The organism is Maricaulis sp. D1M11 (assembly GCF_047308265.1).
Lineage (GTDB): Bacteria > Pseudomonadota > Alphaproteobacteria > Caulobacterales > Maricaulaceae > Maricaulis.
In genome coordinates this window covers 163,517-188,069 of the sequence record NZ_JBKQWY010000010.1, presented here as the reverse complement: position 1 = coordinate 188,069, position 24,553 = coordinate 163,517, and the positions used below count along the sequence as shown (strand labels likewise).

Below are 24,553 nucleotides of genomic sequence, written 5' to 3'. Positions count from 1 at the left end.
CGGGAGGTAGCATTCCGGCCCCGTTTGGCCAAGCAGACTTAGCTGTTCATCGCGATTTCAACTGAAACCCTCTGTCTAGGCCTTGGCCTGGGCCGCAGACGGCGTGGCTTCGGTGTCGAGCGAGCAGAGATCTTCGTATTTGAGCGCAAAGGCCTCGGTCGGTGTATCCGCTGCTGCCCCGACAACAGTGCCGTTGAAATGCCGAATACCGGTAACCACGCCAGCACTGAGCACATCAAAACCAGTGACCTGGGTGAGAAAACTCTCGGTGCCTGCGGCCTCGATCGCTTCAGCCTGGGTCGACATCCGGAAGATATCGGTCTGTTTGATCCCGTCCCGGCCGACATGTTCAGGGATTTCGGCTCCGAACATATCGACACCACAGTTTTCGAACCGGCTGATATCGGCATCACCAAAGGGCAGGCGCACCAGAACTCTCAACCCGAAACCCTTCATGGACCGGAAGACTTCCTGCATTTGCCCGATCGGCGTGCCTTCGGGGATGCCGTCAATATAGAGGTCGAAACAGGTGCGCAGATCTGGCGGTATGGCTTGGAGGACCGAGAAATAGGCAACCCGGTCGGATATGGCCTGAACGGTCTCATAGTGCAGTGCGATCGCGGTATTGGCCGGTCGGCAGGTTTCACACAGGGCAAGCGTCGCGCGTTGCGCGGCCTGGGCGACAGCCCGATCAAGTGCGAGATGCAAGAGGGGCGGCGCGTCAGGGCCGAGCGTATTGCGACCATAGACGGGTTGTCCAAATCTGAGTTTGCGCGCCACACAGAAATAGCGGGATACGCGGTTCTCCTTCGCGTCCCAGCTGGGAAGAAATACAATATCATCCCAATAGGTTTTGGGGCGGGCCGGTGTGCTCGCCGGACGTCGGGCCGGTACGGGGGGTGGAAGAACCGGATCGTCGACGCGCAGGGTATCCGTCGCCGGTAGGGCCGTGTCCGGTGACAGCATGCCGCTTTCTCCCGGTTCGATCATGATCGGTGCAAAACCCTCCGTTTCAGGCGGTGGTGCAGTCAGGGCATCCAGGTAAGCCGGGTGGTGGCTGAGCGTCATGTCGAACCAGTGAGCATCGCGGTGTGCCGGGCCGATCGTGTCTGAAGACGCACCCTCCGCTAGGTCGGGGGGGGAGGCGAGTGTTGAAGGAGAGCGGTCGTCAGCGCCTTGCGGATCCTGGGCTCTGGCCGCACGGTGCGGCGGGTTTTTTGCCCGCACAATGACACCGATATCCGCGCCGGCCAGCTGTCGGGCCTTGCTGCGGATCTTGAGTTGCCGGAGTGTCTTGTCGCCGAGGAAGAACAGATTGAGCGCCTCGGACAGGGCCTCGGAGCGGGCACGCGACTCCTCGGGCGAAAGATCGGGGAACAGGGTCAGGAACCCGCCGCGACACCGGAACACCAGATCGCGTTCCCCAAGGCGTCTTTCGAGGAAGTGGGCGGCTATGGCGTAGATCTTCTGTTTTACGCTGATCCAGCGCGCGCCTGTTGCTTCACGAATAATGTCCATCTCGATGAGCTGGAATTGTTCGGTGCGTATCGACGGGTGTGCCGCCAGCGCCTGTCTTAGCTTGTCCTCATACGTGTTCATACGCGTGACCTGTACACTTGGGGCAGATCGTGCCGCCTCCCTTGCCGGGTATGCGATGTAGGGTAGTGCAACTCTCTTACTTCAACATAAACGTTGGTGGCATAATGCAATGTTTTAATCGCGTTGTGGGGATGCTCTTAACCACATCGTAACGCTTTCGCCGCGCTGTGGCCCCAATTGACCCCTATCCCAACACCCCAGCAGACTGGGAGAGTAAGATGAGACTGATTTCGCTTCTGATGGCCGTGATCTGGACGGTCACACCGCTCTCCATGGCCCGGGCCCAGCAGGAAACGCCGCCCGACTATGGACAGCCGAGCGCGTATTCTGATCCGGTCGACACCTATTCCCGCGATGAAATGGTGGATGCTGTTGCAGATTTCTTCGGAGTGACGGCTGAGGCGTCGGCCAGCGTTCTCGAGCGGGTGTTCTCCGATCTCGGCCGTCCGGTTGGCTATGTCGCGGGTGAGGAAGTCGCCGGCGCGGTCGGTGTGGGTCTGCGTTATGGCGAAGGCTATCTCACCATGAAAAATGGCGAGCGCGAAAAAGTGTACTGGCGTGGCCCGTCGATTGGCTGGGACGCCGGCGGCAATGCCAGCCGGGTCTTTGTTCTGGTCTATCGACTGGACGACACCGACCACCTTTTCCAGCGCTTTCCCGGCGTGGAAGGCTCGGCCTATTTTATCGCTGGTCTGGGTGTGAATTATCAACGCGCGGACGAAATTACCCTGGCGCCGATCCGGTCCGGTGTCGGGCTGCGAGCCGGCGCGAATGTGGGGTATCTGGCCTATTCCCGCGAGCGGCGCTGGTTGCCCTTCTGATGCATATCCGCACGGCGACGGACGAGGACCATGCGGCGATTACCGCCGTTTTGAGTGAGGTGTTTGAGACAGAGGCAGAGGCTCGACTGGTCAAGACCTTGCGCGCGGCGCAGGCGGATACGCTGGAACTCGTCGCTTTGGAACAGGACGATATTGTCGGCACAGTCCTCTTCTCACCCGTTGAGGCCCGCTATGCCGACGGCCGGGAGGTTTATGGCCTTGGCCTGGCGCCGCTTGCTGTTCGTCCGGCCCATCAGGGGCGGGGTATTGGCTCAGCCTTGGTGGATTGCGCCATTGAAAGCCTGACGCCGTTGGGCGTGCCCTTCTGTGTTGTTCTGGGGGAGCCGAACTATTACAGCCGGTTCGGTTTCTCGGCCGCACGCGATCATGTCTGGTTCTGGGATAAGGACCCGACGGGGAGCGAAACCGGCGACGCGTTTCAGCTGCTGCGCTGGCGCGAGAGTGCCTGTCCGCCCGGACCAGCCCTTGTCCACTACCATCCAGGATTTGATGCGGTTTAGGTGCGATGGCGACACGCTATCGCGCGAGCGTTTTACCGGAGCAATCAAGCCGGGCAGGCCCCGGAGGCGGCGGGGAATGAATGCCGCTCCGGGGGATCAGCGAATACGCGCTGATCAGTTGGAACCACCCGAGAACGGGCCGTACCGGTCATCATTCTGATAGCCGCTATTGGTACGGCCATGGCCAGACGAGTGGGTGTGGTGCGGGCGACGATTATAGCTCGGGCCGCAATTGCTACAGGCCCGCGCAACGCGCTCACGGACTTCAGCCATGCGATCAGCCAGCTGGTGGAAGCGCACCTGGCTGTTCTCCCACATATCTGCCGTCTGTCCGCACAGGCGCTCATCATACTCATTGCGGATCATGCACTGATTATAAGCCCGGCAGTTTTGAACAACCGCGTCATAGGATCCGTCCAGCTCGGCTTCGAACTGGGTCACCATGTACAGGGCATCGCGAACCTGGGGGTCGTTGACGCCGTAATAATTCGGTGAGCGACGGCTTTCCGTGTAGTCCGGATAATTCGGATCCGGGCTGCCACCTTCCAGCTCAGGGCTTCCGGTGCGGCCATCATCCCCGCCTGACAGAGCCATGCGCATGTCGCGGACCACGGTTAGCCAGCGGTCGTGATCGGCTTCATAGGACACAGCCGAACACATGCTGCGCGCTTCCAGATCCGTATCGACAGCCGGAACCACTCCTTCAAAGAAGGTATGTTCGTGAACACCCGGACTGGCACAGCCCACCAGGGCCAGGGTCGTCAGACCCACAATCAGTTTTTTCATCATGCACTCCCCTTTTTCCGGTCGGGACCATGCCCGCGGCCCAGACCGGTCGGTTCATCAATCCACAGGATCCAGATAACAACCTGGCTGGCTGGCACCGCGGACGGCGCGCAATTCCGCCTCTTCGAGACGGCGCTGCCAGGCCAGGTAAAAACGATCACCCGTGTCCTGCGCCTGGCGCAGAAGACGGTCTTCAATACGATTCCACCGTTCGGCCGGTGATCCCCCGGTGCCAAAGCTTGAGCGGATACTGCGGGCCCGGCGGTGATCGAGCTCGGCGGCGCGGCGCAGATAGGCGTCGGCGCGCTCAGGGCTCTCGACAATGCCACACAGGCGATAGCTGCCTTCGATCGTGCCGGTGCCGTAGATGAGAGCGAGATTGAAATTGGCCTCGGCCTGGTCGCGGGCGGCAGCAATCTCAAGCCACTCCGTGGCCATGTCGACATTCAGCTCGACGCCCAGACCTGTGGCGAACATGATACCGAGCAGGTTCTGTGCACCGGGGTCGCGAGCCGTGATTGCGGCGTGACACACCAGATCCACGGTCTCCTGTGCATTGAGTGCACCGGTTTGATCGAAGCCCATATCGGCCTGGAAGTCGCGGACCGCACGACGTGTGCTCGGCCCATACTCTCCATCCACCTCAGCATTGTAATACCCCAGAGCGCGCATAGCATCCTGGCGGGCTCTCAGGGAGATGATCTCACCATTGATTTCGTCGCGATCAAACCCGTTGGCGATGCGCGAGAGTGAGTCCGGATTAGCCGGGCAGGACCGGGCAAGCACAGCGCTTTGCAGGCGTTGCTGAGCCATCAGAGAGGCTTGGGCTCCGCCCACGCGCGCGCCGATCAGCAGGGCTTCATCCCACGCCACGCGCGCCTGTTCCATGCGTCCGACGGACTGATAGGCATCCCCGACCCGAAGCCAGCACCGCGCGATATCGCTATCCCCGATATTAGGATCGAGCGAGTAGCAGATGTCAGCGCCCGGATTGGGCACATAAACCGGGCCGGATCCGGTGCCTGTACCCGGACCAACAGGGCCGGGCGGCGGGCTGATCGGAGTGCCTGAAATTCCATCGCTGACCGGCAGGCCTTCACTACCAAGAACCGGACCACCTAGATTGGGCGGAGGGTCTGGCGGAATCCCTTGGGCGGTCACAGTCACCGTGCCCTGTGCCGAGGCAGGCAATACGGTCGTCGGACGACTATCGACCTGGGGGGCGCCGGTGGCGACCTGCCCCTGTCCCGGATAGGCGGTCGCAGCAAATTGTGGCTGGTGAGCCGGTACGGGTTCGATGACGGGCGGATTGAAAGAGGCTGTTTCGGTGGCCTTGGTCTCGCCAGCACGGAAAGCCTGGGTATGCGTATAGGCTAGAAGACCGACAAAGCCGGTGACGGCAATGATGGTCGCAGCACTTTGCGCCAGCAGGGCTGTTACCCGTTCGATCATTATCTCGCATCCCCCTCTGGCCTTGGTGATCTCACTGACACCCGCTATGAGCCACCCCACTGGCTCAGCGCACGGATATGAGTGACCACCGCAGGCCGGATCTCAACTCGTATGGTTCGGTCTTATCGCGGGTCTTGGACCCGGTCTTGCCGAGCATCCCAAAACGCCGATTAACCGGCCATTAACCATACTAGCTTCGACACCATTGAGATGCCACAGACTTCTGGTCTGTCAACAAAAACAAAGGGGAATCCGGACGATTTGATCCGAATTCCCCTCTGGCTTGAGAATCGCCATCCCGGTTCGCGCTGGGGCTGTGCTAGCTGCGCAGCGTGGCCCCGGTCGCACCGGTGACCTTGGCGACGACCTTGTTGGAAACGGCCTCGATATCCTCGTCTGTGAGAGTCTTGTCGCGCGGTTGCAGGGTGATTTCCACGCCGATGGAGACATGCCCGTCCGGAACGCCCTGTCCGGCATAGACATCAAACACGCTGACATCGGCAATCAGCGCCTTGTCGGCGCCACGGGCGGCCCGCATCAGGGTCTCGGCCGAGACGGTGGCCTCAGCGAGGAAGGCAAAATCGCGGCGTACAGGCGTCAGATCCGCCCGGTCCAGCTGCGGCCGGGCTTTCAGGCCCGACCCTTTCTTGGGCTGAGGCACATTGTCGAGCACGATTTCAAAAGCGAGCACACGGCCGTCGATGCCCAGCTGTTTGAGGATGCCGGGATGGATCTCGCCAAACTCGGCAATGACGTTTTTCGGACCCAAGCGCAGCACGCCGGATCGTCCCGGGTGCCACCACTCGCGCGCCTCGGCTGCGGTCTGCAGGGAGGCGGTCGGTGCACCAATGGCATCGAGCACGGCCAGAGCATCCGCCTTGATATCGAACACGTCCGGTTGGCGCGTGCCGGCCCAGTGGCGGTCCTGGGTCACGCGGCGCACCCCTGTGGCCACCAGGCGCTGACCTTTTTCACTGTCGTCCAGATAGATCGGAGCCACTTCAAACAGGCGCGGATCGGCCTGGCCCCGGTCCGCATTGGCTTGAAGCGCGGTGAGAAGGTGAATGAGCGCGGTCGGCCGCATCACATCCAGCTCGGAGGAGATGGGGTTGTCGAGTTCCAGCCCTGGACCTTGTCCGCCAAACAGTGCGGCTTGTGATTTTTCGCAGAACGACCAGGTGACGGTTTCGTTGAAACCTCGGCCCGCGAGGGCGCGGCGCGCATAACGGGCGCGCAATTGCATCACTGTGGCCGGCGCTTCACGTCGCACGGGCGGACGCGGCAGGGAGAGTGCCTCCAGCTTGTCGAAGCCGTGAATTCGGGCGATTTCCTCAACCAGATCGGCCTTCTGGCTGCAATCCATACGCCAGCTGGGCACGGAGACGGTCAGGCTATCGCCCTCACCGGTGGCGGTGAAGCCCAGGGTTTCGAGAATGCGGACCATCTCGGCGCGATCCAGATCGAGACCGGTCAGGCGTTTCACCTCGCCCAGGGGTAGCTCGATATTCGCCGGAGCCGCGGGTGTTTCGCCCGCAAGCGTGATTTCCGACACCTCGGTCGCATCTGTCGAGCACAATTCCAGGATCAGCTGGGTCGCCTGGTGAATACCGTCCAGACAGGAGGCCGGATCGACACCGCGTTCGAAGCGATACTTGGCGTCACTATCAATGCCGGTCGCTTTTGCCGTGGCGCGGGTAATCATCGGATCAAACCAGGCGCTTTCGATGAAGACGTCAGTCGTCTCCTCGGAACAGCCCGACAGAGTTCCGCCCATCACGCCCCCCAGGCCGAGGGCACGCGCATTGTCGCCAATCACGCACATCGTATCGCTCGGCGCATATTCGGCGTTGTCGAGCGCCTCGAAACGGTCTGCCTCACCCTTGCCCCGACGAGCTCGGACCGGGCCATCCAGCTTGGCCACGTCATAGACGTGGAGCGGGCGGCAGCGATCATAGGAGATCAGGTTTGTAATGTCGGCGAGGGCATTGATCGGCCGAAGACCGATGGAGGTCAGGGCCTTTTGCAACCAGGCCGGCGAGGGACCGTTCTTGATGCCGCGAATGACACGTCCGGCAAAGACCGGGCAGGCTTCTGGCCATTCCAGCTCGATGGCCACCGGATTGGCGAACGTGCCCTCGACCGGTGCCAGGTCATGGGGTTTCAGTGTGCCGATACCGGTTGCGGCGAGGTCGCGCGCAATACCGCGCACGCCCAGCCAATCGGGCCGGTTTGGTGTGACTTCGAAATCGAGCACCGGATCGTCCTGGCCCAGCGCCACGACAGCCGGTGTGCCGACCTCCCATTCGCCATCCAGATCGATAATGCCGTCATGATCTTCGCCAAGCTCAAGCTCCTTGGCCGAACACATCATGCCATGGCTTTCCACACCGCGGATCTTGCGGGGTTTCTTGTCGAGGGAGAAATCCAGCCCCGGAATATAGGTTCCAAGCGGCGCGTACACGGCATACATGCCGGCGCGGGCATTGGGGGCACCGCAGACAATGGTCTTTTCGCCATCCTTGGTGTCGACCGTGCAGACCCGCAGCTTGTCGGCATCCGGGTGTTTCTCAGCGGCTTTCACATAGGCAACCGTAAACTCGCCGTACTTCTCGGCCGGATTGTCGATGTCCTCGATCTCCAGACCGGCCATGGTCATGGCCTCGGCAAGGGCCTCCAGGGAGGCATCGGTCTCGAGATGGTATTTCAGCCAGGAAAGAGGGAATTTCATGGTCGGCTCCCGCCGTCGCTTGCAAGATTGAAAGATCGGAGTGCGTCGCTCAAAGGTGTCATTCGCCCGCCTCCGGAATCGGGGTCGAACCACGTTCGGAATTGCCGAACCGTTCAAACACGTCATGGTCAACCAGGGGGCAGCGTCGGACCGGCTGGCGCATTTCATTGTCGGAGGTGGTTGTCCAGCAGCGGTCAAAGACCGAGCAATAGCAGACTTCCACGGTCCAGAAGGCCCATTCATCCAGCAGGGCGTCGAGCTCGCCATCGTTGAGCTCGCCCCGGGCCCAGGTGAACACGGCTGGTTCGACCTCTCCACCTGGAGCCAGTGTGCGGCCGTTCACGCTGGACCAGGACCGGTCCACAGTGTCGGGCATGTGGCGCAGCAGAGGATCAAAATCTGTCGCATCCTGCGCGTCGCGGATCAGGGTCATGGTCTGGATCATGGCAGGTCCCACACCATTATTGACCACGCGCAAACCCAGATCCCGACGAGTGCTGGACGACTGGATGAACCCATCCACCTGGAGCACGGGCACCACGGCGCCATGTTGCTGGGCCCGCATCACCCGCGACTGATCCCAGGCAATAAACAGCGCAGCGACGCCAACCAGCATCGCGCCGAGTCCGGTCAAGGCCTGATGGTTATGTTTCAGCCAGCGGAGCATGGTGAAACTAGCTCAGCCCCGTCGCGAGATTGGCCTGCAGCAGCGGGCTGAAGCCGTAATGGGCCAGCCAGCGGGCGTCAGAATTGAAAAAGTCACGCAGGTCCGGAGCGCCATATTTGAGCATGGCGAGACGGTCGACACCCATGCCGAAGGCGAAACCCTGATATTCATCCGGGTCCAGCCCGCAATTGCGGATCACGTTCGGATGCACCATGCCGCAGCCCAGGATTTCCATCCATTTATCGCCCGAACCGACCTTCACGGCCTGGCCCACGCGCTCATACTTCACATCCATCTCGGCAGAGGGTTCGGTGAAGGGGAAATGGTGTGGCCGAAATTGCGCTTCCACCTGATCGGTCTCGAAGAAGGCGGCGATGAAATCCAGCAGCACGCCCTTGAGGTGACCCATATGGGTGTCCTTGTCGATGACCAGACCTTCGACCTGGTGGAACATCGGCGTATGGGTCTGGTCCCAGTCACAGCGATAGACCCGGCCCGGCGCAATAATGCGGATCGGCGGTTTTTCGTTCAACATGGTGCGGATCTGTACCGGTGAGGTGTGTGTGCGCAGCACTTTACGCTCACCGTTTTCGTCCGGCTTCATGAAGAACGTATCCTGCGTATCGCGTGCAGGGTGTCCGGGCGGGAAGTTCAGGGCGGTGAAGTTATGGAAATCGCTTTCCACGTCCGGCCCTTCTGCGACCGCAAACCCCATATCGGCGAAGATCACGGCCAGTTCTTCCATCACCTGGGAAATCGGATGCAGCGAACCTTCGGGCTGCGGCCGTACCGGAAGGGTCACATCCACGGTTTCGCTCGCCAGGGCCGCATTCAAAGCCGCCGTCTCCAGCACGGTCTTGCGCGTGGTGATCGCATCATTCAGGCGGGTTTTGAGGCCGTTCAGGGCCGGACCCATCACCTGGCGCTCCTCCGGGCTCATCTTGCCCAGCTCGCGCATCATCAGGCTGACGGAGCCCTTCTTGCCGAGTGCGGACACACGGATTTCATCAAGGCCTGCCTCATCGCTGGCGGCTTCGATCTGGGAGAGGACATCGCTTTCCAGCGTGTCGAGATTGGACGTGTCGGTCATGTCAGGCCCCTATGCTTGATGGGGGTTTAGCGGGTGATTTTTCTGGTGTCGACAGGGGCGCGCGGTTGCGGGTCTGGCTTGAACGAAAAAGGCCCGCCAGCGAGCGCTGACGGGCCTTGATCCAGGATCGTTTCAATCCGCGGCTTAGCCCAGCGCAGCGCGCGCCTGGTCGACCAGGGACTTAAAGCTTTCCGGCTCACGGATGGCGATGTCGGACAGGACTTTACGGTCCAGTTCGATACCGGCTTTCGCCAGGCCATTCATGAAGGTGGAATAGGTCATGCCATGCAGGCGGGCGCCGGCATTGATCCGCTGGATCCACAGAGCGCGGAAATTGCGCTTCTTGGCCCGGCGGTCGCGGTAAGCGTACTGGCCGGCCTTCTCCACAGCCTGAACCGCGGTGCGGAACTGCTTGCGGCGGGCGCCGTAATAGCCTTTGGCTTTCTTGATGACTTTCTTGTGGCGCGATGCGGTCGCCGGTCCGGACGTTACTCGAGACATGTCTTGCTCCTAAACTCGTCTGCCAGCGGCCTTACAGGCCGTTCGGGATGTATTTTTTCACGATGCGCGCATCCTGCTCGGACAGCGTGGTCGTGCCGCGCTGGTTGCGGATGTGCTTGTTCGTGCGCTTGATCATGCCGTGGCGCTTGCCAGACTGACCGGCTTTCACTTTCCCGGTGGCGGTGAGCTTGAAGCGCTTTTTCGCGCCGCTCTTCGTCTTCATCTTCGACATTTCGATCTCCTTGTCTCAATCCGGCCGGAACCGGATCAGGTGAACGTCTCGCCACCGGGCATGTCGATGGGGCCCGGGAGGCGCAATTGGAAAGCGGGGCTTATACGCGGCTGGCAAAGGATTGCAAGTCTTGAATCCGCAGGCCGATCCCGGACGCTTAACAGAAAACGGACGCTCAACAGAAAACGGGCGGCCTGCCGACAGACCGCCCGTTTCAGATAGACCGTGCGCGCGTGTTGATCAGTAGCGCGGCAGCTCGGAGATATTCAGCTGGGCCGGACCGAAATCATCATCGCCATAAGCGCCCACCCAGATGTGGTAGAGGCCAGCCTGCGGATTATCAAAGGTCAGTCCTGCATCCAGGCCATCATCATCGTCATTGCAGACCCAGTCGCCATTGGGATCATTGACCACGAGTGTCGTGTCCAGATCGCTTTCGACATAGATGTGCAGGTCGAGCGCGCCAGGTTCAAACTCAAGTTCAAAGTCTGGCGCTTCACTGACATAGCCGGTGCAGCTGTAATCGGCCGCTTCCTCGGCCAGAACAGCACCACCGGTTTGCACGTCAACCACGTGCGGATCAGGTGCGAACCCGCCGGACAGGAAGACCGAGCCGTAATTGGGCGGCAGGGTGTAGTCGAGCTCACCTGTGGTCAGATCGCCACCCCATCCCAATTCCGAGATGAAGAGTTCGGCCGGTGCGATGTCAGCACTGCCGAATGTGCCAACCCAGATGTCGTATTGACCCGATTGTGGGCTGTCGAACATCACGCCCGGGTTCAGATCACCGGCGGTATCATCGTCACAATGCCAGCTGCCGTCCGGGGCGTTGACCACAAGAGTGATGTCACGCTGCGACATGGCGGAGAGGTAGAGGTCAAAGTCACCGGCGGAATAGTTCAGGCGATAGTCCGGGGCCATTGCCACGTAACCGCGGCAGGACCAGTCCTGAGTGGCAGAGGAGGCATCCACATCACCACCGGCATCCAGGCTGACCTGGTAGGGATCCGGTGTGAAGCCATCACTCAGATTGACCTGTCCATAGGTGGGGTCCATGCCCGGGTCGAGACGGTTCTCGCTTCCCAGGAAACCCAGCTCGGAGACATAGAGCATGGCGGCTTCTTCCGAACCTTCGGAATAGCGTCCGGCCCACACAGAATAGCGTCCCGATTGCGGGTCCGAGATCTGGACACCCGGATTGAGGTTCTGGGCGCTGTCATCGTCACAGACGAATGAGCCGTCCGGCAGTTGCACGGCCAGTGTCGTGTCGACATCGGCCTCCATGGAGAAATAGAGGTCCAGCGAACCGGCAGAGTAATCAACGGCGAAGTCCGGGGCCTGACCGGCATAGCCGTAACAATAGCCGTCAGTGCCGCGCGAAAGGTCGAGCTCGCCGCCCGCCAGCACGGACACCGTGCGGGGGTCATCCACAAAACCGGCACGCAGGCGCTGGGAGCCGTGTTGCGGCACCATCGCGCCGTCAATGGACACGGAGTAGGGGTTGTCCTGGGAGAATTCCAGTTCGGAAATGTGCAGCATGGCCGGCTCATAGCCTGAGCCACTCCCCAGCGTGCCAACCCAGATATTATAGAGACCGGACTGCGGATCGGAGAATTCGATGCCCGGGTTCAGGCCGATGCCGTCGCCGTCATCATTACAGTGCCACTCGCCATCCGGCGTATTGACGACCAGTACGGCGTCCACATCCGAAGCGGCGGAAATGAAGAGGTCGTAGCTGCCCGCCTCGTAGTAGAGATTGTGGGAGGGCATGTGGGAGATATAGCCCGAGCAATAATCATCGAGGCGGTAGGCGGCAGCCGCTCCACCGGCCTGGACCGCGATAGAGGTCGGGTCCGGAGCGAAACCTGCGCTCAGATTGGAGGATCCATACGCCGGAGGTGCGGCGACATCCTGCGCCGTTGCGGCGCTCAGCGCCGTGCTGGCCAGGGCAATGCCCAGGGCCAGCGTGCTGGCGGTGCGTGTCAGATTGGAGATGTGTCCCATTTCCCTTCCCCTTTGTGTTTGATCACCACACTGGCGATCAGAATTCCGAAATGCTCAGGCGCGCGGATACTGTGGCTCCTGAGCGTGAATGTCCAAGCCACACATCGTACTGACCCGATTGCGGCGGATTGAAGGTGGTGAGCGGTCGAGATCCGGCGTCTGTTTCACAGTGCCAGACGCCATCCGGTGCTCGGATGAGCAAGGCGATGTTGTCCGAGCCTTGTGCTCCGATCGAGAGCGGAAATGTTCCGGCATTATAGGTCAGGCTGAAGCTGGGTGCGGCACTGATGTGGCTGGCACATTCGTCACCTAGACGCGCGCTTGCCTGAATACTGCCGCCGCCTTCCACGCTCACGGTATAGGGGTCGGGGGTGAAACCGGCGGCCAGGATCACTTGACCGGACCTGGGCGGGGCCTGCCAGTCCTGTGCATTGCCGCGAACGGATGTCAGCCCGAGTGCGGCCAGACACAACGCTGCGAGTGCGATGGCAAGCATGAGCGCCGCGAACGGCTTGGTTAGGCTCATAGTATCCCCTCTGGTTGGCGAATGCATCTTGATGCATCCAGCCTTCCCCAGGCGCCTTGAATACGCTCTGAACACGCGGGCCGCAATATCGCCCGTTTTGCCCCGCTTTGGTCAGATTGTCCCGAGTAGCCATGCTCCGCTTGGGGTTCGGGGCATGGATGCACAAGAAAAAGGCCCTGACGGATCTCCGCCAGGGCCTGTTTTCCTGTCAGGTGTGGTATTGTCGCCTCAGCGCGGCGCCATCACCATCACCATCATCCGGCCTTCCATCTTCGGCTCAAATTCCACCTTGGCAGATTCGGCGAAGTCTTCCTTGACGCGGTTCATGATCTCCATACCGCGATCCTGGTGAGCCATTTCGCGGCCCCGGAAACGCAGGGTGATCTTCACCTTGTCACCCGCCTCGAAGAAGCGCTGCATGGCCCGGGTCTTCACCTGGTAATCATGCACATCAATGTTCGGACGCATCTTGATCTCCTTGATCTCGACGGTCTTCTGCTTCTTGCGAGCCTCGGCCTTTTTCTTTTGTTCCTGGTATTTCAGCTTGCCGTAGTCGACGACTTTACACACGGGCGGATCAGAGTTCGGAGAGACCTCAACGAGGTCGAGTCCGGCTTCCTGCGCTGCCTCAATGGCGGCGTCCACCGGCATGATACCCTGTTTCTCACCATGTTCGTCGATCAGGAGCACGCGCGGAACGCGGATTTCCCGGTTAATGCGCGGGCCTTCTTTTTTGGGCGGCTGCGCGATATGCGGTCTGCGGGCTATGGATGTTTCTCCCTGGTGGCCTCAAGCTGAAGTGCGAATAGTAAAGGCTTCCCGTTAACGATCGATCAAGTCCCGGTCGAGAAGAAACCGGATAATCGTCACGGAAAGTGGGGCAATATGGCCATTCCGGCACAGGAAGCAAGCTCAGCCTGCCGTTGAGCGCGATTCAAAGCCGCCGGCAAACTTCATGGCTGCCATGGCTTCGGTGGGTGAAACCGCGGCCAGTGTCGGCGTGTGCATCAGGATGACCGGTGCCTCGCTGCGTGGAGCCCGCAAAACCGGATCTTCGTCCGACGAATACAGAACGAGTGCCGGGGGACCGGCAGCGACCAGAAGATGCATCAGCGGCGTTTCTTCCGTGAATACAAAACGGGCATGGCGTGCCAGGCCTGCCAGCTGGGTCAGCTTGGCTTTCCCGGTGATGTCCGTGGCGCCGGGTGTGACATGCGCGACATACCGACCGACTTCCCGCGTATCCGGACCGCCAATCAAAGCCGGTGTGATCCCGGCCTGGATGAGTTCGTGGGACAGCGAGGCCCAGCGTTCCTTGGGCCATCTCTGCGCCGGTTTCACACCCTCACCGGACGGGGCGAGCAGGGCAAAGGGTCCGTTCAACCCGAAATAGGCGGGGTCGAGCATCCGTGATTGCTTGGCCAGATAGTCGACCCAGCTGGCGTCCGGCGCCGGGGCGGCGCCCAGCTTGTAGAAGCTGTCACCAAGACCGGTAATCGCCCCGATGCGCCCGGCGAGCTCGTCAATGGGGTGCTGCCCGGAGCGCGGATCGGTCTGGACGTCGATCCACATATCGCGCTTGACCTTCAGGGCTCGCTTGAGCTTGCGGCTTTCGGAGGAGCCGACGAGATCATAGACGCGGGTGACCTTGGCCGATTTGAGGCGTTTGTCACGCATTTGCTGCGCGGGTCGCGTTTCCGGCTGAACATCGGTCTCGACCGCGTTGAAGAACGGACAGTGTTTGAGGAAGGACTCAAACTCCGGAGTGGTCAGCAAGACGATCCGGTCGCGCTTGTGGGCGGCACGAATGGTTTTGGCGGCAACCAGCATGCGGACGCTGTCGGTCAGATCACCCCAGTGCAGGATGTAGGTGATATCGCGATCGGGTTCATTCATGGACGGCACTTCAACACTTCCTCATAGACGCGCAAAGTTGCAGCTTGGAGCGCCTGTGTCGAGTAGGCTCGCGCGACACGTGCACGGGCTTTTTCACCCATCTGTGCCCGACCGGCCGGGCCGAGTGCGATAACATCGGCAATTCCCTGTGCCAGAGCGTCTGAATTACCCGGTTCGACCTTCAGTCCGGTTTCTCCCTGCGCAATGATTTCCATCGCACCGCCATGATTTGCGGCAATCACCGGGCGTTTCATGGCACCCGCTTCCGCTGTCGTCCGGCCAAAAGCCTCGGGTTCAACGGATGGGGTCAGCACGATATCGCACAGTTCAATAGCGGCCGGCATGTCACTACAATGTCCCACCAGGTGGACATGATCCTGCAGACCGGCCTGCTGGATGCGGTTTCTCAGTCCTTGTGTGTAATCATGTCGCCCCTGATCATCCCCGGCGAGGACCAGATGCGGCAGCGTCGCCCAATCCCGGGATTTGAGCTGTGCGAGGGCGTCGATGGCGACCTCCTGCCCCTTCCAGCGGGTGAGCCGGGCCGGGAGAAGCAGACGTATGGCGCCATCGTCGGGCAAGGCCCAGGTGTCGGACTGGGCGCGAAGCCGGTCCTGCGGAATTTCGCCAGGCGTGTAGCGGCGCAGATCCACGCCCCGAGGGATGATGGTGATCCGCTCAGCGGCGAAAGCGTGTTCCTTGCGCACATGATCCCCAATGAATTCGGAGTTTGCGATCACCCGCTCACCCCGAGCCATCACGGAATTGTACCAGCGCTTGAGCGCGGAGCGGGCATTGTATGTGCCGTGATAGGTCGTGACATAGGGAATGCCGGTCTGTTTGGCGGCCCAGAAAGCACTCCAGGCGGGCGCGCGCGACCGGGCATGGATGAGATCCACGCCCTGTTCGCGGATCACGGATGCAAGGCGCGTGGCATTGCGTCTCAGGGTGATGGGGTTTTTGGTCTTCGCATCCATGCGTACCAGCCGCCCCCCGAGATGTTCCAGCTCGGCCTCCAGGCGTCCGCCACATGACGCGACAACCGCCTCGTGACCGGCTGCTGTGAGCGCTTCGGTGATCTCCAGCGTGGTGCGCTCGGCGCCGCCAGCATTGAGCTCGGGAATGACTTGTAAAACCTTCATACGCCGTCTGGCCTGAGCCCTTGCGAGACCGGTCAACACGCCGTCAACTGGCTGGCCAACCGGGAGATGATCCATGAGCGAGCCTGTCGAGACCCTTGTGCGGAGCGATGCCCCGTCCCTTGCCTATGTCCGTCATGTTGGCGCAGCTGACAAGGTGGGCTGTGTATGGCTGGGCGGTTTTCATTCGGAAATGGCGGGGACCAAGGCCCGGCATTTTGAGGCCTGGGCCCGGGCCGATACACGATCATATCTGCGCTTCGACTATCGTGGCCATGGATGCTCAGGAGGCGAGTTCGCCTCTGGCACGGTGTCGCAGTGGCGTCAGGATGTGCTGGATGTCATCGATGATCTGACAGCGGGACCCCAAATTCTCATCGGTTCATCCATGGGGGGCTGGCTCGCCTTGCTGGCCGCGCTGGCCCGAGCAGAGCGGATTGCCGGGCTGGTCCTGATCGCACCGGCTGTAGATTTCACGCAGAGGCTGATCCTGCCCCGACTGTCCGACAGCGCGCGGCAGGCCATAGACACGCAGGGACAATGGCTGCGTCCGTCGGCCTATGGGGATGGCCCCTATCCCATTACGCGCCAGCTTCTGGAGGATGGGGCGCAGTGGTCGCTCTTGCCCGGCCCGATACCGATCGATATTCCAGTCCTGATTGTTCAGGGTGGTGCCGATCCGGACGTGCCCGCAGATCATGTCGAACAATTAATGCCCGCTCTCGTCAGCGGCGATGTAGATTATGTCTTGCGCAAGTCAGGTGATCACCGCCTGTCGACCCCGGCCGACCTGGACTGGCTCGCTTTGCTGGCCTCCGGTTTCTCTCGCCGCGTGGATGCGCTGTCCAACATGCGTTAGGCCCGCCCCTCCCGCAGGTGTGTGCCCGGGAGATATCCATGCTGCACTCAGCCATGTCGCTGTTAACCCTGTCTGTGTCTCTGGTCGTTTCGTCGCCCGCCACAGGACAGGTCCGTGGCGTGATCGACGCGGCCATACGGGAAGAAACCGCGCGCTATCAGGCCTGTCTGGAGGCCGTGCCGCGCACACCTTCGGACGCCTATGAGGACGCCCTGTCCTGGCGGATGGAAGGTGGGGGCTGGCCGGCACTGCATTGTGAAGCACGAGCGCTCAAACAACTTGGATCTCCCACCTCGGCCGCGGCCGCTCTGAGCCATCTGGCCAGTTCCTCATTATCCATTGAAGATTCGGTGCGGGCCCAGCTGGCGCTTGAGGCGGGAGAGATGTGGATGGATCTATCGCGGGCGGAAGCGGCACGTGACAGTTTCCAGGCCGGGCTGGATTTCGAGCCTGATCACCCCGATCTGCTTCTCGGTCTGGCGCACGCGCAGGAAAACACGGGTGACTGGTCGGAGCTGAATGCCGTGGCCTCACGCCTGGTCACGCGCGTGCCAGGTTATGCCGAGGCCTGGCGTCTGCGCGGTCGGGCGCGTCTGGAACTGGGAGATATTGGCGGAGCCGAAGCCGATATGCATCAGGCTCGCCAGCTCGATCCGGCTTTGATCACGGCGCTTGTTCTGCGCGGACAGATCAACGAGGCCCGCCGTACCGAACCGGGCGCGCGCTGAATTCAGCCGTAGCGGTGAAGCCGGTCGATTGAATTGTCGCTGCGCTGGGCCATGACCACGCGGTTGCGCCCGCCCGACTTGGCTTCGTAGAGGGCGTCATCGGCGGCCTGGAGCAGGGCTTCGGGCGTGTCGAAATCGGCATCGGGCAGGCTCTCCGCCAGACCCAGGCTGGCTGTGACCGGAATGACCTTGCCCGAATCCTGCGTGATGTTGAGGTTTTGCAAGGCCAGACGCAGGCGTTCTGTCGCGCCATAGGCATCATCCAGCTCGGCATTGTGGAAGATGACTGCAAATTCCTCGCCGCCGAGACGACCCAGCATATCTCGATCCCGTAATTGGGCCTGGATGGACTTCACCGTCTCGATGAGGACGGTGTCGCCCGCCGCATGACCATGAGTGTCATTGATGGATTTGAAGTGGTCCAGGTCCAGCATTGCCACGGAAAAGGGCTGAGCGGTGCGGCGGGCCTGGGTCATCTGCATGTCGAGATAACTCATAAAAGACCGCCGGTTGGCCGCTCCGGTCAGCGCATCGGTCTCGGCCAGGCGGCGGAATTGTTTCTGCATCCGGATCAGGCGCGAGGCCGCGCGCAGGCGGGCGCGCAACTCTGTCATGTTCACGGGCTTGCGGATAAAGTCGTCGGCGCCGGCATCCAGGCTTTCCTCGAGGCGTCGCTCTTCTCCAGATGCGGTGATGACGATCGTATAGATGGACTCGGTCTCGGTATTGGACTTCAGGGACCAGCAGGCCTCCAGCCCGGTAACGCCACCCACCTCGATACCGGTCAGGAAGATGTCAATCGGCATCAGTCGAAGCAGGGACAATGCATCTTCTGCGGATTGGGTCGCATGGACCTCAAATCCGGCCTCTTGAACGGCCTGTTTGAGAATGCGCAATTGTACCGCGCTGCTTTCGCAGATCAGAACCGTGATTGGAGATGTTGCTGTGTGTTCAGTGTCCATGCCTGACAGGACGGTACTTCGCCGTCCAGACCCCATTATTATCTCACCCAAGATCGTCGCTTGTCTGTGCGACGTTGGAGGTGAGTTAAAACTGGAATCATTCAAATTTGACTAATAAGCCGATGAAATGTCGGGCCGTCACCCAATCGCGGCTCAAGCGCCCCATTCCCGACAGGTGTCGGCATCAGTTTCGCTGGGGTGTCGGAGCTGTTTTTCTGCGGCGAAGCGGGCAGGGTCGAGCCGTTTGAGGGCCCAGATGGCCATTCCGCGTACAAGCGGAGATGGATCGTCCAGACGCTCGACGATTGCGGGCACCAGTGTGACGTCGCCAGAGTTTCCGCACGCGATCAGAACATTTCGGACAAAGCGGTCGCGTCCGATCCGCTTGACGGGTGAGGCGGTGAAGACGAGGCGGAAACTCTCGTCATCCAGCGCGACCAGTTCGGACAGGAGAGGGCCCTTGAGTTCGGGGCGGGGGTGAAAGGCCGTATCGCAGGCGGTCTGGGCAAATTTATTCCAGGGACAAACCGCCAGGCAGTCATCGCAGCCATAAATGCGATTGCCCATCGGGGCCCTGAATTCCTCAGCGATCACGCCTTTATGCTCGATGGTGAGGTAGGAGATGCAGCGCCTGGCATCGAGGGTATAGGGTGTGGGGAAAGCTGCCGTCGGGCAGATGTCCAGACAGGCCTGGCAAGAGCCGCAATGATCCTGGTCGGGTGCGTCCGGTTCCAGCTCGGCTGCGGTCAGCATGACGCCGAGAAACAGCCAGGACCCGTATTCGCGATTGACCAGATTGGTGTGTTTGCCCTGCCACCCCATGCCTGAAAGTGCCGCGAGTGGTTTTTCCATCAGCGGCGCCGTGTCGACAAAGACTTTTACCTCAATTCCGGTCTGCGCGACAAAGGCCCGGGCCAGGTGTTTGAGGCGTTTCTTGATCAGGTCGTGATAGTCGGCATTGCGAGCATAGACTGAGATGACGCCTTCACTGCGACGCTCCAGTGCAGGCAGGGGGTCGTGTTCGGGACCGTAATTGAGCCCGACGACCACAGCGCTTTTTGCGTCCGGCCACATAGCGGTCGGGTGGCTGCGACGGTCCAGCGTGTCTTCCATCCAGCCCATGGAGCCATGATGACCGGCCTCGACAAAATCGCGGAGCCGTGCCCCGGCCGGCCAGGGATCATCGGCTCGGCAGATCTGGACCGTTGAAAACCCGATCTCGTGGGCAAGGATTTTGAGCGCGTCGGGCGACATGGCTCCGGGTTATGTCCTAAAAATCCAGATCCGCATAATGCTCAACGGGATTCATGCCGGGCCATTTGTCTTCAAGAAGAGGACGGAAAGCCGGGCGGCATTTGATGCGTTGATACCAGTGTTTGACGGTCTCGAACTCACCCCAGGGCACGTCACCGAGATAGTCGACACATGACAGATGGGCTGCCGCGGCGATATCGGCCAGGGTGTAGCGGGATCCGGCCAGGCCATCACGGGTTTCCAGAAGCCAGGTCATGTGATCGAGATGCCAGCGCAAATGGTCGCGACCGGCGCGCAAAACGGCCGGATCGGGTGAGCCCAGCCCCTGCAGGCGTTTTTCCAGCTTTTCGTGCAGGAGGTAGGCATTGACCTCGCCGTCAAACTTTCGGTCGAACCAGTCCATGATCCGGCGAGCCTCTGCGCGTTCCGCTGGTCCGCCCGGCAGCATGCAGGGTGTGGGCGTGGTCTCCTCGAGATATTCCAGTATGGGCCGGGCCTCGGCGATCACCCGGTCCTGGCCCCCGACATGATCGATCAGGACCGGCGGTGTCCCGGCCGGATTGTAATTCATCAACACCTCAGGATTGTCCCAGGGTGTGGTGATTTCCAGCTCGGTTTTCAGGCCTTTTTCCTCCAGGACCAGGCGAACCTGGCGAGAGAAGGGGTCGATAGGCCAGTGATAAAGATGGCGCATGCGGTGGACGCTACTGCAATTTGTCGAACGGTCTAAGTCGTTTCCTATGCATGGTTTTGCGGCTTGAAAAATGCAGCCCCGTGGGGCTCGGCCTCGCCATGCGGATCGGGGTGAATGATGATGTCGGCCGCCGGATAGGCGGCCAGCAATCTTTCCTCACACGCGACCAATACGGCATGCGCATCCCGTAACGCCAGCTCACCGGGCAGTGCCATGTGAAACTGGATGTGGATGATCGGACCGGCTGCCCGGGTGCGAAGGTCATGAATGTCGATGATCCGGCTGTCATCCGCGGCGATCGCGGCAATACGGTCGCGGTCCTCGTCCGGCAATTCCTTGTCCATGATCTGGTCAAACGCCCCGCTGGCGACCTCCCATGCGGTCCAGAACAGCCAGAGCGCGATAGCGATGGCCACGACCCCGTCCAGCCACACCCAACCCAGAAAAGTCGTGCCCGCCAGACCCACGATGACCGCCAGATTGCTACCGAGATCCGTGAAGTAGTGCGCCCGGTCGCCTTCGATCGCCACAGATCCGGTCTGGGCGAGGGTGCGGCTCTGGATCTGGATGAGCAGGAGGGTCAACACCATCGACAGAACCATGACGCCAAGCGCCCAGGCCTCAGCCTCAACCTCGACCGGATTGATTGCATGCACCACGCCCTCGCGCAGCAAGAGGGCCGCTGAAATGGCGACGAGGACGGCCTGCAGCATGCCAGCCGCCGCTTCGGCCTTGCCGTGCCCATAGCGGTGATCCTGATCCGCGGGCTGGGCGGCATACCGAATGGCAAAGAACACTGTCAGCGAGGCGGTGAGATCGAGGGCGCTGTCAGCGGCCGAGGCCAGAAGTGAAACCGAGCCGGAGACGTGCCAGACCAGAAGCTTGGTTGTGACCAGGATGGCGGCGATCACCAGCGAGGCACGACTGGCAATGCTGTTGATGCGTTTGGCTTCGTCCGGTGTGAGCTGGCCCGGACGGCCTGCGGCGCTGTGAACGTCATGGGGCATAGATCTTAACTAGACTGAAATCTGCGCGTGCGCCATTGGAATGCGCTAAAGTGATCACGCGAGGCGGGTTTCGGGAGAGCCTGACTTCTGGAGGTTCTGCGATGACGATCTTTCATCTGGTCTTTCTGGCGCTCGTCCAGGGCATTACCGAATTTCTCCCGATCAGCTCCTCCGCCCATCTGATCCTGACGCCGACCCTACTTGATGCCGAGGATCAGGGGCCATTGATCGATGTCATGGCGCATGCGGGCTCCTTGGTCGCAGTCTTGGTTTATTTTTGGCGGGATATTCTGGCTGTTGTCCAGGGCAAGTTCGCATTGTTACGAGGCCGCGTGACACCGGGCGGGCGTATTGCGCTGCTGGTCGCGGCCAGCTTGCCGCCGGTCTTGCTGTTTGGCGGTTTTTTGTATGCCACCGACCTCGTGGAGGTCCTTCGCTCGCCTCTCGTCATCGCGATCTCAACCTTGGTCTTTGCGCTGCCGCTCTGGCTGGCCGATCGATATGGCAAGCAGAATCTGACGCTGGAGACGCTCAGTTTCAGATCCGCTTTCTTTATCGGTATCGCCCAGATGTTTGCGCTGATTCCCGGCGCCTCCCGATCCGGTGTGACCATGACGGCGGCCCGGGCTCTGGGTATGAGCCGCAAGGAAAGCGCCCGCTTTTCGATGTTGATGGCGATCCCGGTCATTGCCGGTTTCACCCTGGTCTCGGTTCTGGAGTTGCTCGCTGCACCCGCCGGATCGGGTCAGTTGATGGACGGGCTGATCGTTGCGGCCCTGTCCTTCATCTCGGCCCTGGCAGCTATCGCCCTGTTGATGCGGCTGGTCGACAGGATCGGTTTCCTGCCTTTTGTGGTGTACCGACTGGCGCTGGGGGGTGGCATTCTGGTCTGGATCCTGCTCGCACCGGGAAGCTAGGCGTTTTGCACCGCACACAAAGCAGTACTCAAGGCCGCACACAAAAAAGCCCGGGACTGACCCGGGCTTTTCGCAATTTCAGCTCGATCTGATGTATCAGGCTTCCGTCTCGTGGAACTGGCCGTAGCGGCGATAACGTTCCAGATAGGATGGGACGATCGCTTCAACCGTCTCGCCTTCAATGCCGAGATCGGCGAGGGTTTTGGCGTCATCGCTGACCACGTTATCGCTTTTGAGCAGTTTGACCTGGTCCTGGGTCAGGAAGGTCGGGATGAGCGGCAGCGCACCGACGAGCTCAAAGGCCATGGCCATGACCGAGGAGACCGGGAAAGGCAGCGGCACGAGGAAGCGCGGGCGATCCACGGTTTTCAGGATGAATTCCAGGACCTCTTTGAAGGTATAAATGCCCGGTCCACCCAGTTCATAGGTTTCGCCGCGCGCTTCGCCGGATTCCATGGCCGCAAGAACGGCGCTGGCAACATCGCCGGCAAACACCGGTTGGAACCGGGTCTGGCCGCCGCCGATCAGAGGCAGGGCCGGCACAAAGCGCGACATGGCGGCAAAGCGATTGAAGAAATCATCTTCCGGGCCGAAGACAATGGACGGACGCAGAATGCTTGCGGTGGGAACCGTGTCCAGAACCGCGGCCTCGCCTTCCGCCTTTGTGCGGGCATAGGCCGAGGCCGACTCGGCGTCTGCACCGATGGCCGAGACTTGGATCAGCGTCTCGATTCCGGCTTCACGGCAGGCTTCGGCGACTGCTGCGGCGCCCATGGCGTGCAGGCGGGAAAAGTTCTGGCGACCCTGTTCGGCGAGAACACCGACCAGATTGACAACGCCTGAGGCGCCTTCAACCGCGCGGTCCACGGAGGCAGGCACCCGAATATTGGACTGGACAAGCTGGACCTGGCCTACAACGCCCATAACGCGCAGATCCTGTGCCAGGTGCGGTCGGCGTGTGGCAACACGAACCCGATAGCCGGCCCGGGCCAGGGCCCGCACAACATGGCGGCCGAGAAAGCCGGATCCGCCGAAAACTGTAATGACCTCGTCACGCAGCATGATTGCCCCCGCGTCTAGGATAGGAAGGTGGAGCCGGATAGAACAAAATTTGTCGCTCTTGTCCATGCGTCACACCAGACCGGGCAGGGACGGTGCGGGGAATGCGTATGAAAAATGCAGTCTAACTGTACGCGATCTGCATGATCTGCGTTGACGCCGCCGTCCAGTTTCCGTAATACCCCCGCTCCAACACCGGCCCAGGTGGCGGAATTGGTAGACGCGCTAGCTTCAGGTGCTAGTGCCCGTATGGGCGTGGAAGTTCGAGTCTTCTCCTGGGCACCATTTCCCGCATGTCGGCGAAATCAAGAAACACTCCTTCGGGGGTGTTTTTTTGTGCCTGAAATCCGGACCCGGTTCGATCCTGAGGGTGTTGATGCACAAGAAAAAGGCGCTGCGTGCTTGGGGGAAACACGCAGCGCCTCAGTCTGGCGTCGGTATTATTATTGTTCCTGGGTCAGCGGGGGATTAGCTGCCCGTATAAAGGTGGGAGGCGCCGCTGGTGGTCTGGATGCTGAAGGCTCCGGAGGTGCCGGCTGCGAACTGGGCGCGGCAAAAACCAGCGCTGTCTTCGACAAACGGGCAGTCCAGCGCGCCGCGCTGCGTATCGAGCGTCAGCTGGAGGCGGCCCTCTGCGGGAACAGTGTAGGAGCAGTTTGCGCTGACCACATCGGTCACGGCAAAGCGTCCATTGTCGATGCGGCCTCGGCCGCGATCGCGTGTATTGATCCGGTCGCCATCGGATTGGGCCATCTCGCAGCTGACTTCCCAGCCGCGGCCGCCGAACATTTCCAGCATGACGGTTTCACCGCTCTGGGCAGAGGCGGTGGATGCGAAAAGCGTTGAGGCGCCCAGTGCCAGGGCGCAAAGTTTGGTCGTTGTTGTCATGTATCCCTCCTTGATATCGGGGGTTCGTGTTGTTGTGTGACGGCAGTGTTACACTAATGTCGTAAAAATGTAAAATCAGTGTACGGAATATATAGATGATCGAGTTTGTGATCTTATCTAGTTGTTTTAATTCAATTTAATTGACATCAATCTTGTGCCTATACGTCGCGGTTATTGGCGATAATCTGAGGGGGTGTAGAAAAAGACGTATGAAAAATCATGG

General features: G+C 60.9%; 24 protein-coding genes and 1 tRNA gene. 6 read left to right on the top strand and 19 right to left on the bottom strand.

Features of this window, described 5'->3' with window-relative positions; genetic code table 11:
• Positions 1–75: 75 nt before the first annotated feature.
• On the bottom strand, positions 76–1,599 hold the full coding sequence (locus tag RMQ97_RS14480; protein WP_413661609.1) for a hypothetical protein: 1,524 nt from the start codon (positions 1,597–1,599) through the stop codon (positions 76–78).
• 218 nt (positions 1,600–1,817) lie between these two features.
• On the opposite strand from RMQ97_RS14480, the gene RMQ97_RS14475 reads away from it, so the two are divergent.
• Positions 1,818–2,420 (top strand): DUF1134 domain-containing protein, encoded by a 603-nt coding sequence (locus RMQ97_RS14475; RefSeq protein WP_413661608.1) that lies wholly within the window; start codon positions 1,818–1,820, stop codon positions 2,418–2,420.
• Positions 2,420–2,941, top strand: coding sequence for a GNAT family N-acetyltransferase (locus tag RMQ97_RS14470; RefSeq protein ID WP_413661607.1), 522 nt, complete (start codon positions 2,420–2,422; stop codon positions 2,939–2,941). Before RMQ97_RS14475 ends, RMQ97_RS14470 begins: the two co-directional genes overlap by 1 nt.
• Positions 2,942–3,055: 114 nt before the next feature.
• Here the strand turns inward: RMQ97_RS14470 and RMQ97_RS14465 are convergent, their stop codons facing one another.
• The 12 genes from RMQ97_RS14465 to RMQ97_RS14410 form a co-directional block, all read right to left on the bottom strand.
• A complete protein-coding gene (locus RMQ97_RS14465) occupies positions 3,056–3,727 on the bottom strand; it encodes a hypothetical protein (protein ID WP_413661606.1) in 672 nt (223 codons plus the stop codon).
• 57 nt (positions 3,728–3,784) lie between these two features.
• Positions 3,785–5,179 carry a peptidoglycan-binding protein gene (locus RMQ97_RS14460; protein WP_413661605.1) on the bottom strand — a complete coding sequence of 465 codons (1,395 nt, stop codon included), beginning with the start codon at positions 5,177–5,179 and terminating at the stop codon, positions 3,785–3,787.
• Positions 5,180–5,498: 319 nt separating this feature from the next.
• The gene (pheT, locus tag RMQ97_RS14455) at positions 5,499–7,907 is read right to left on the bottom strand and encodes a phenylalanine--tRNA ligase subunit beta (RefSeq protein WP_413661604.1); all 2,409 of its coding nucleotides are present in this window, start codon (positions 7,905–7,907) and stop codon (positions 5,499–5,501) included.
• A gap of 58 nt (positions 7,908–7,965) precedes the next feature.
• The gene (locus tag RMQ97_RS14450; protein ID WP_413661603.1) at positions 7,966–8,574 is read right to left on the bottom strand and encodes a hypothetical protein; all 609 of its coding nucleotides are present in this window, start codon (positions 8,572–8,574) and stop codon (positions 7,966–7,968) included.
• A 7-nt stretch (positions 8,575–8,581) separates the two neighbouring features.
• Entirely contained in the window at positions 8,582–9,664 is a 1,083-nt protein-coding gene (gene pheS, locus RMQ97_RS14445; RefSeq protein ID WP_413661602.1) for a phenylalanine--tRNA ligase subunit alpha, read from the bottom strand.
• 144 nt (positions 9,665–9,808) lie between these two features.
• The gene (gene rplT / locus RMQ97_RS14440) at positions 9,809–10,165 is read right to left on the bottom strand and encodes a 50S ribosomal protein L20 (RefSeq protein ID WP_413661601.1); all 357 of its coding nucleotides are present in this window, start codon (positions 10,163–10,165) and stop codon (positions 9,809–9,811) included.
• Positions 10,166–10,196: 31 nt separating this feature from the next.
• Positions 10,197–10,397: a 50S ribosomal protein L35 gene (gene rpmI / locus RMQ97_RS14435; RefSeq protein WP_413661600.1), complete on the bottom strand. Its 201-nt coding sequence runs from the start codon at positions 10,395–10,397 to the stop codon at positions 10,197–10,199.
• A gap of 240 nt (positions 10,398–10,637) precedes the next feature.
• Positions 10,638–12,401: a hypothetical protein gene (locus tag RMQ97_RS14430; RefSeq protein ID WP_413661599.1), complete on the bottom strand. Its 1,764-nt coding sequence runs from the start codon at positions 12,399–12,401 to the stop codon at positions 10,638–10,640.
• Positions 12,402–12,438: 37 nt separating this feature from the next.
• Positions 12,439–12,927 (bottom strand): peptidase S1, encoded by a 489-nt coding sequence (locus tag RMQ97_RS14425; protein ID WP_413661598.1) that lies wholly within the window; start codon positions 12,925–12,927, stop codon positions 12,439–12,441.
• Between the two features lie 228 nt (positions 12,928–13,155).
• Positions 13,156–13,677 carry a translation initiation factor IF-3 gene (gene infC, locus RMQ97_RS14420; RefSeq protein ID WP_413661663.1) on the bottom strand — a complete coding sequence of 174 codons (522 nt, stop codon included), beginning with the start codon at positions 13,675–13,677 and terminating at the stop codon, positions 13,156–13,158.
• 162 nt (positions 13,678–13,839) lie between these two features.
• Positions 13,840–14,823, bottom strand: a complete 984-nt coding sequence (locus RMQ97_RS14415; protein WP_413661597.1) for a glycosyltransferase family 9 protein — start codon at positions 14,821–14,823, stop codon at positions 13,840–13,842.
• Positions 14,820–15,965: a glycosyltransferase family 4 protein gene (locus RMQ97_RS14410; RefSeq protein WP_413661596.1), complete on the bottom strand. Its 1,146-nt coding sequence runs from the start codon at positions 15,963–15,965 to the stop codon at positions 14,820–14,822. Before RMQ97_RS14410 ends, RMQ97_RS14415 begins: the two co-directional genes overlap by 4 nt.
• 73 nt (positions 15,966–16,038) lie before the next feature.
• On the opposite strand from RMQ97_RS14410, the gene RMQ97_RS14405 reads away from it, so the two are divergent.
• Entirely contained in the window at positions 16,039–16,821 is a 783-nt protein-coding gene (locus tag RMQ97_RS14405; protein WP_413661595.1) for an alpha/beta hydrolase, read from the top strand.
• A 38-nt stretch (positions 16,822–16,859) separates the two neighbouring features.
• Positions 16,860–17,549, top strand: coding sequence for a tetratricopeptide repeat protein (locus RMQ97_RS14400; protein ID WP_413661594.1), 690 nt, complete (start codon positions 16,860–16,862; stop codon positions 17,547–17,549).
• Positions 17,550–17,551: 2 nt separating this feature from the next.
• Here the strand turns inward: RMQ97_RS14400 and RMQ97_RS14395 are convergent, their stop codons facing one another.
• The 4 genes from RMQ97_RS14395 to RMQ97_RS14380 form a co-directional block, all read right to left on the bottom strand.
• Positions 17,552–18,511, bottom strand: coding sequence for a diguanylate cyclase (locus RMQ97_RS14395; RefSeq protein WP_413661593.1), 960 nt, complete (start codon positions 18,509–18,511; stop codon positions 17,552–17,554).
• 153 nt (positions 18,512–18,664) lie between these two features.
• Entirely contained in the window at positions 18,665–19,765 is a 1,101-nt protein-coding gene (queG, locus tag RMQ97_RS14390) for a tRNA epoxyqueuosine(34) reductase QueG (RefSeq protein ID WP_413661592.1), read from the bottom strand.
• A 16-nt stretch (positions 19,766–19,781) separates the two neighbouring features.
• Positions 19,782–20,459: a glutathione S-transferase family protein gene (locus RMQ97_RS14385; RefSeq protein ID WP_413661591.1), complete on the bottom strand. Its 678-nt coding sequence runs from the start codon at positions 20,457–20,459 to the stop codon at positions 19,782–19,784.
• A gap of 44 nt (positions 20,460–20,503) precedes the next feature.
• Positions 20,504–21,466, bottom strand: a complete 963-nt coding sequence (locus RMQ97_RS14380) for a cation diffusion facilitator family transporter (RefSeq protein WP_413661590.1) — start codon at positions 21,464–21,466, stop codon at positions 20,504–20,506.
• Positions 21,467–21,567: 101 nt separating this feature from the next.
• Here RMQ97_RS14380 and RMQ97_RS14375 point away from each other — a divergent pair, with 101 nt between their 5' ends.
• A complete protein-coding gene (locus RMQ97_RS14375; protein ID WP_413661589.1) occupies positions 21,568–22,383 on the top strand; it encodes an undecaprenyl-diphosphate phosphatase in 816 nt (271 codons plus the stop codon).
• Positions 22,384–22,479: 96 nt separating this feature from the next.
• On the opposite strand, the gene RMQ97_RS14370 is transcribed toward RMQ97_RS14375, so the two are convergent.
• On the bottom strand, positions 22,480–23,445 hold the full coding sequence (locus tag RMQ97_RS14370; RefSeq protein ID WP_413661588.1) for a complex I NDUFA9 subunit family protein: 966 nt from the start codon (positions 23,443–23,445) through the stop codon (positions 22,480–22,482).
• Between the two features lie 195 nt (positions 23,446–23,640).
• Here RMQ97_RS14370 and RMQ97_RS14365 point away from each other — a divergent pair.
• Positions 23,641–23,727, top strand: a tRNA-Leu gene (locus tag RMQ97_RS14365).
• A 183-nt stretch (positions 23,728–23,910) separates the two neighbouring features.
• On the opposite strand, the gene RMQ97_RS14360 is transcribed toward RMQ97_RS14365, so the two are convergent.
• Complete coding sequence (locus RMQ97_RS14360) at positions 23,911–24,330, bottom strand: hypothetical protein (protein ID WP_413661587.1); 420 nt, start codon at positions 24,328–24,330, stop codon at positions 23,911–23,913.
• Positions 24,331–24,553 lie beyond the last annotated feature (223 nt).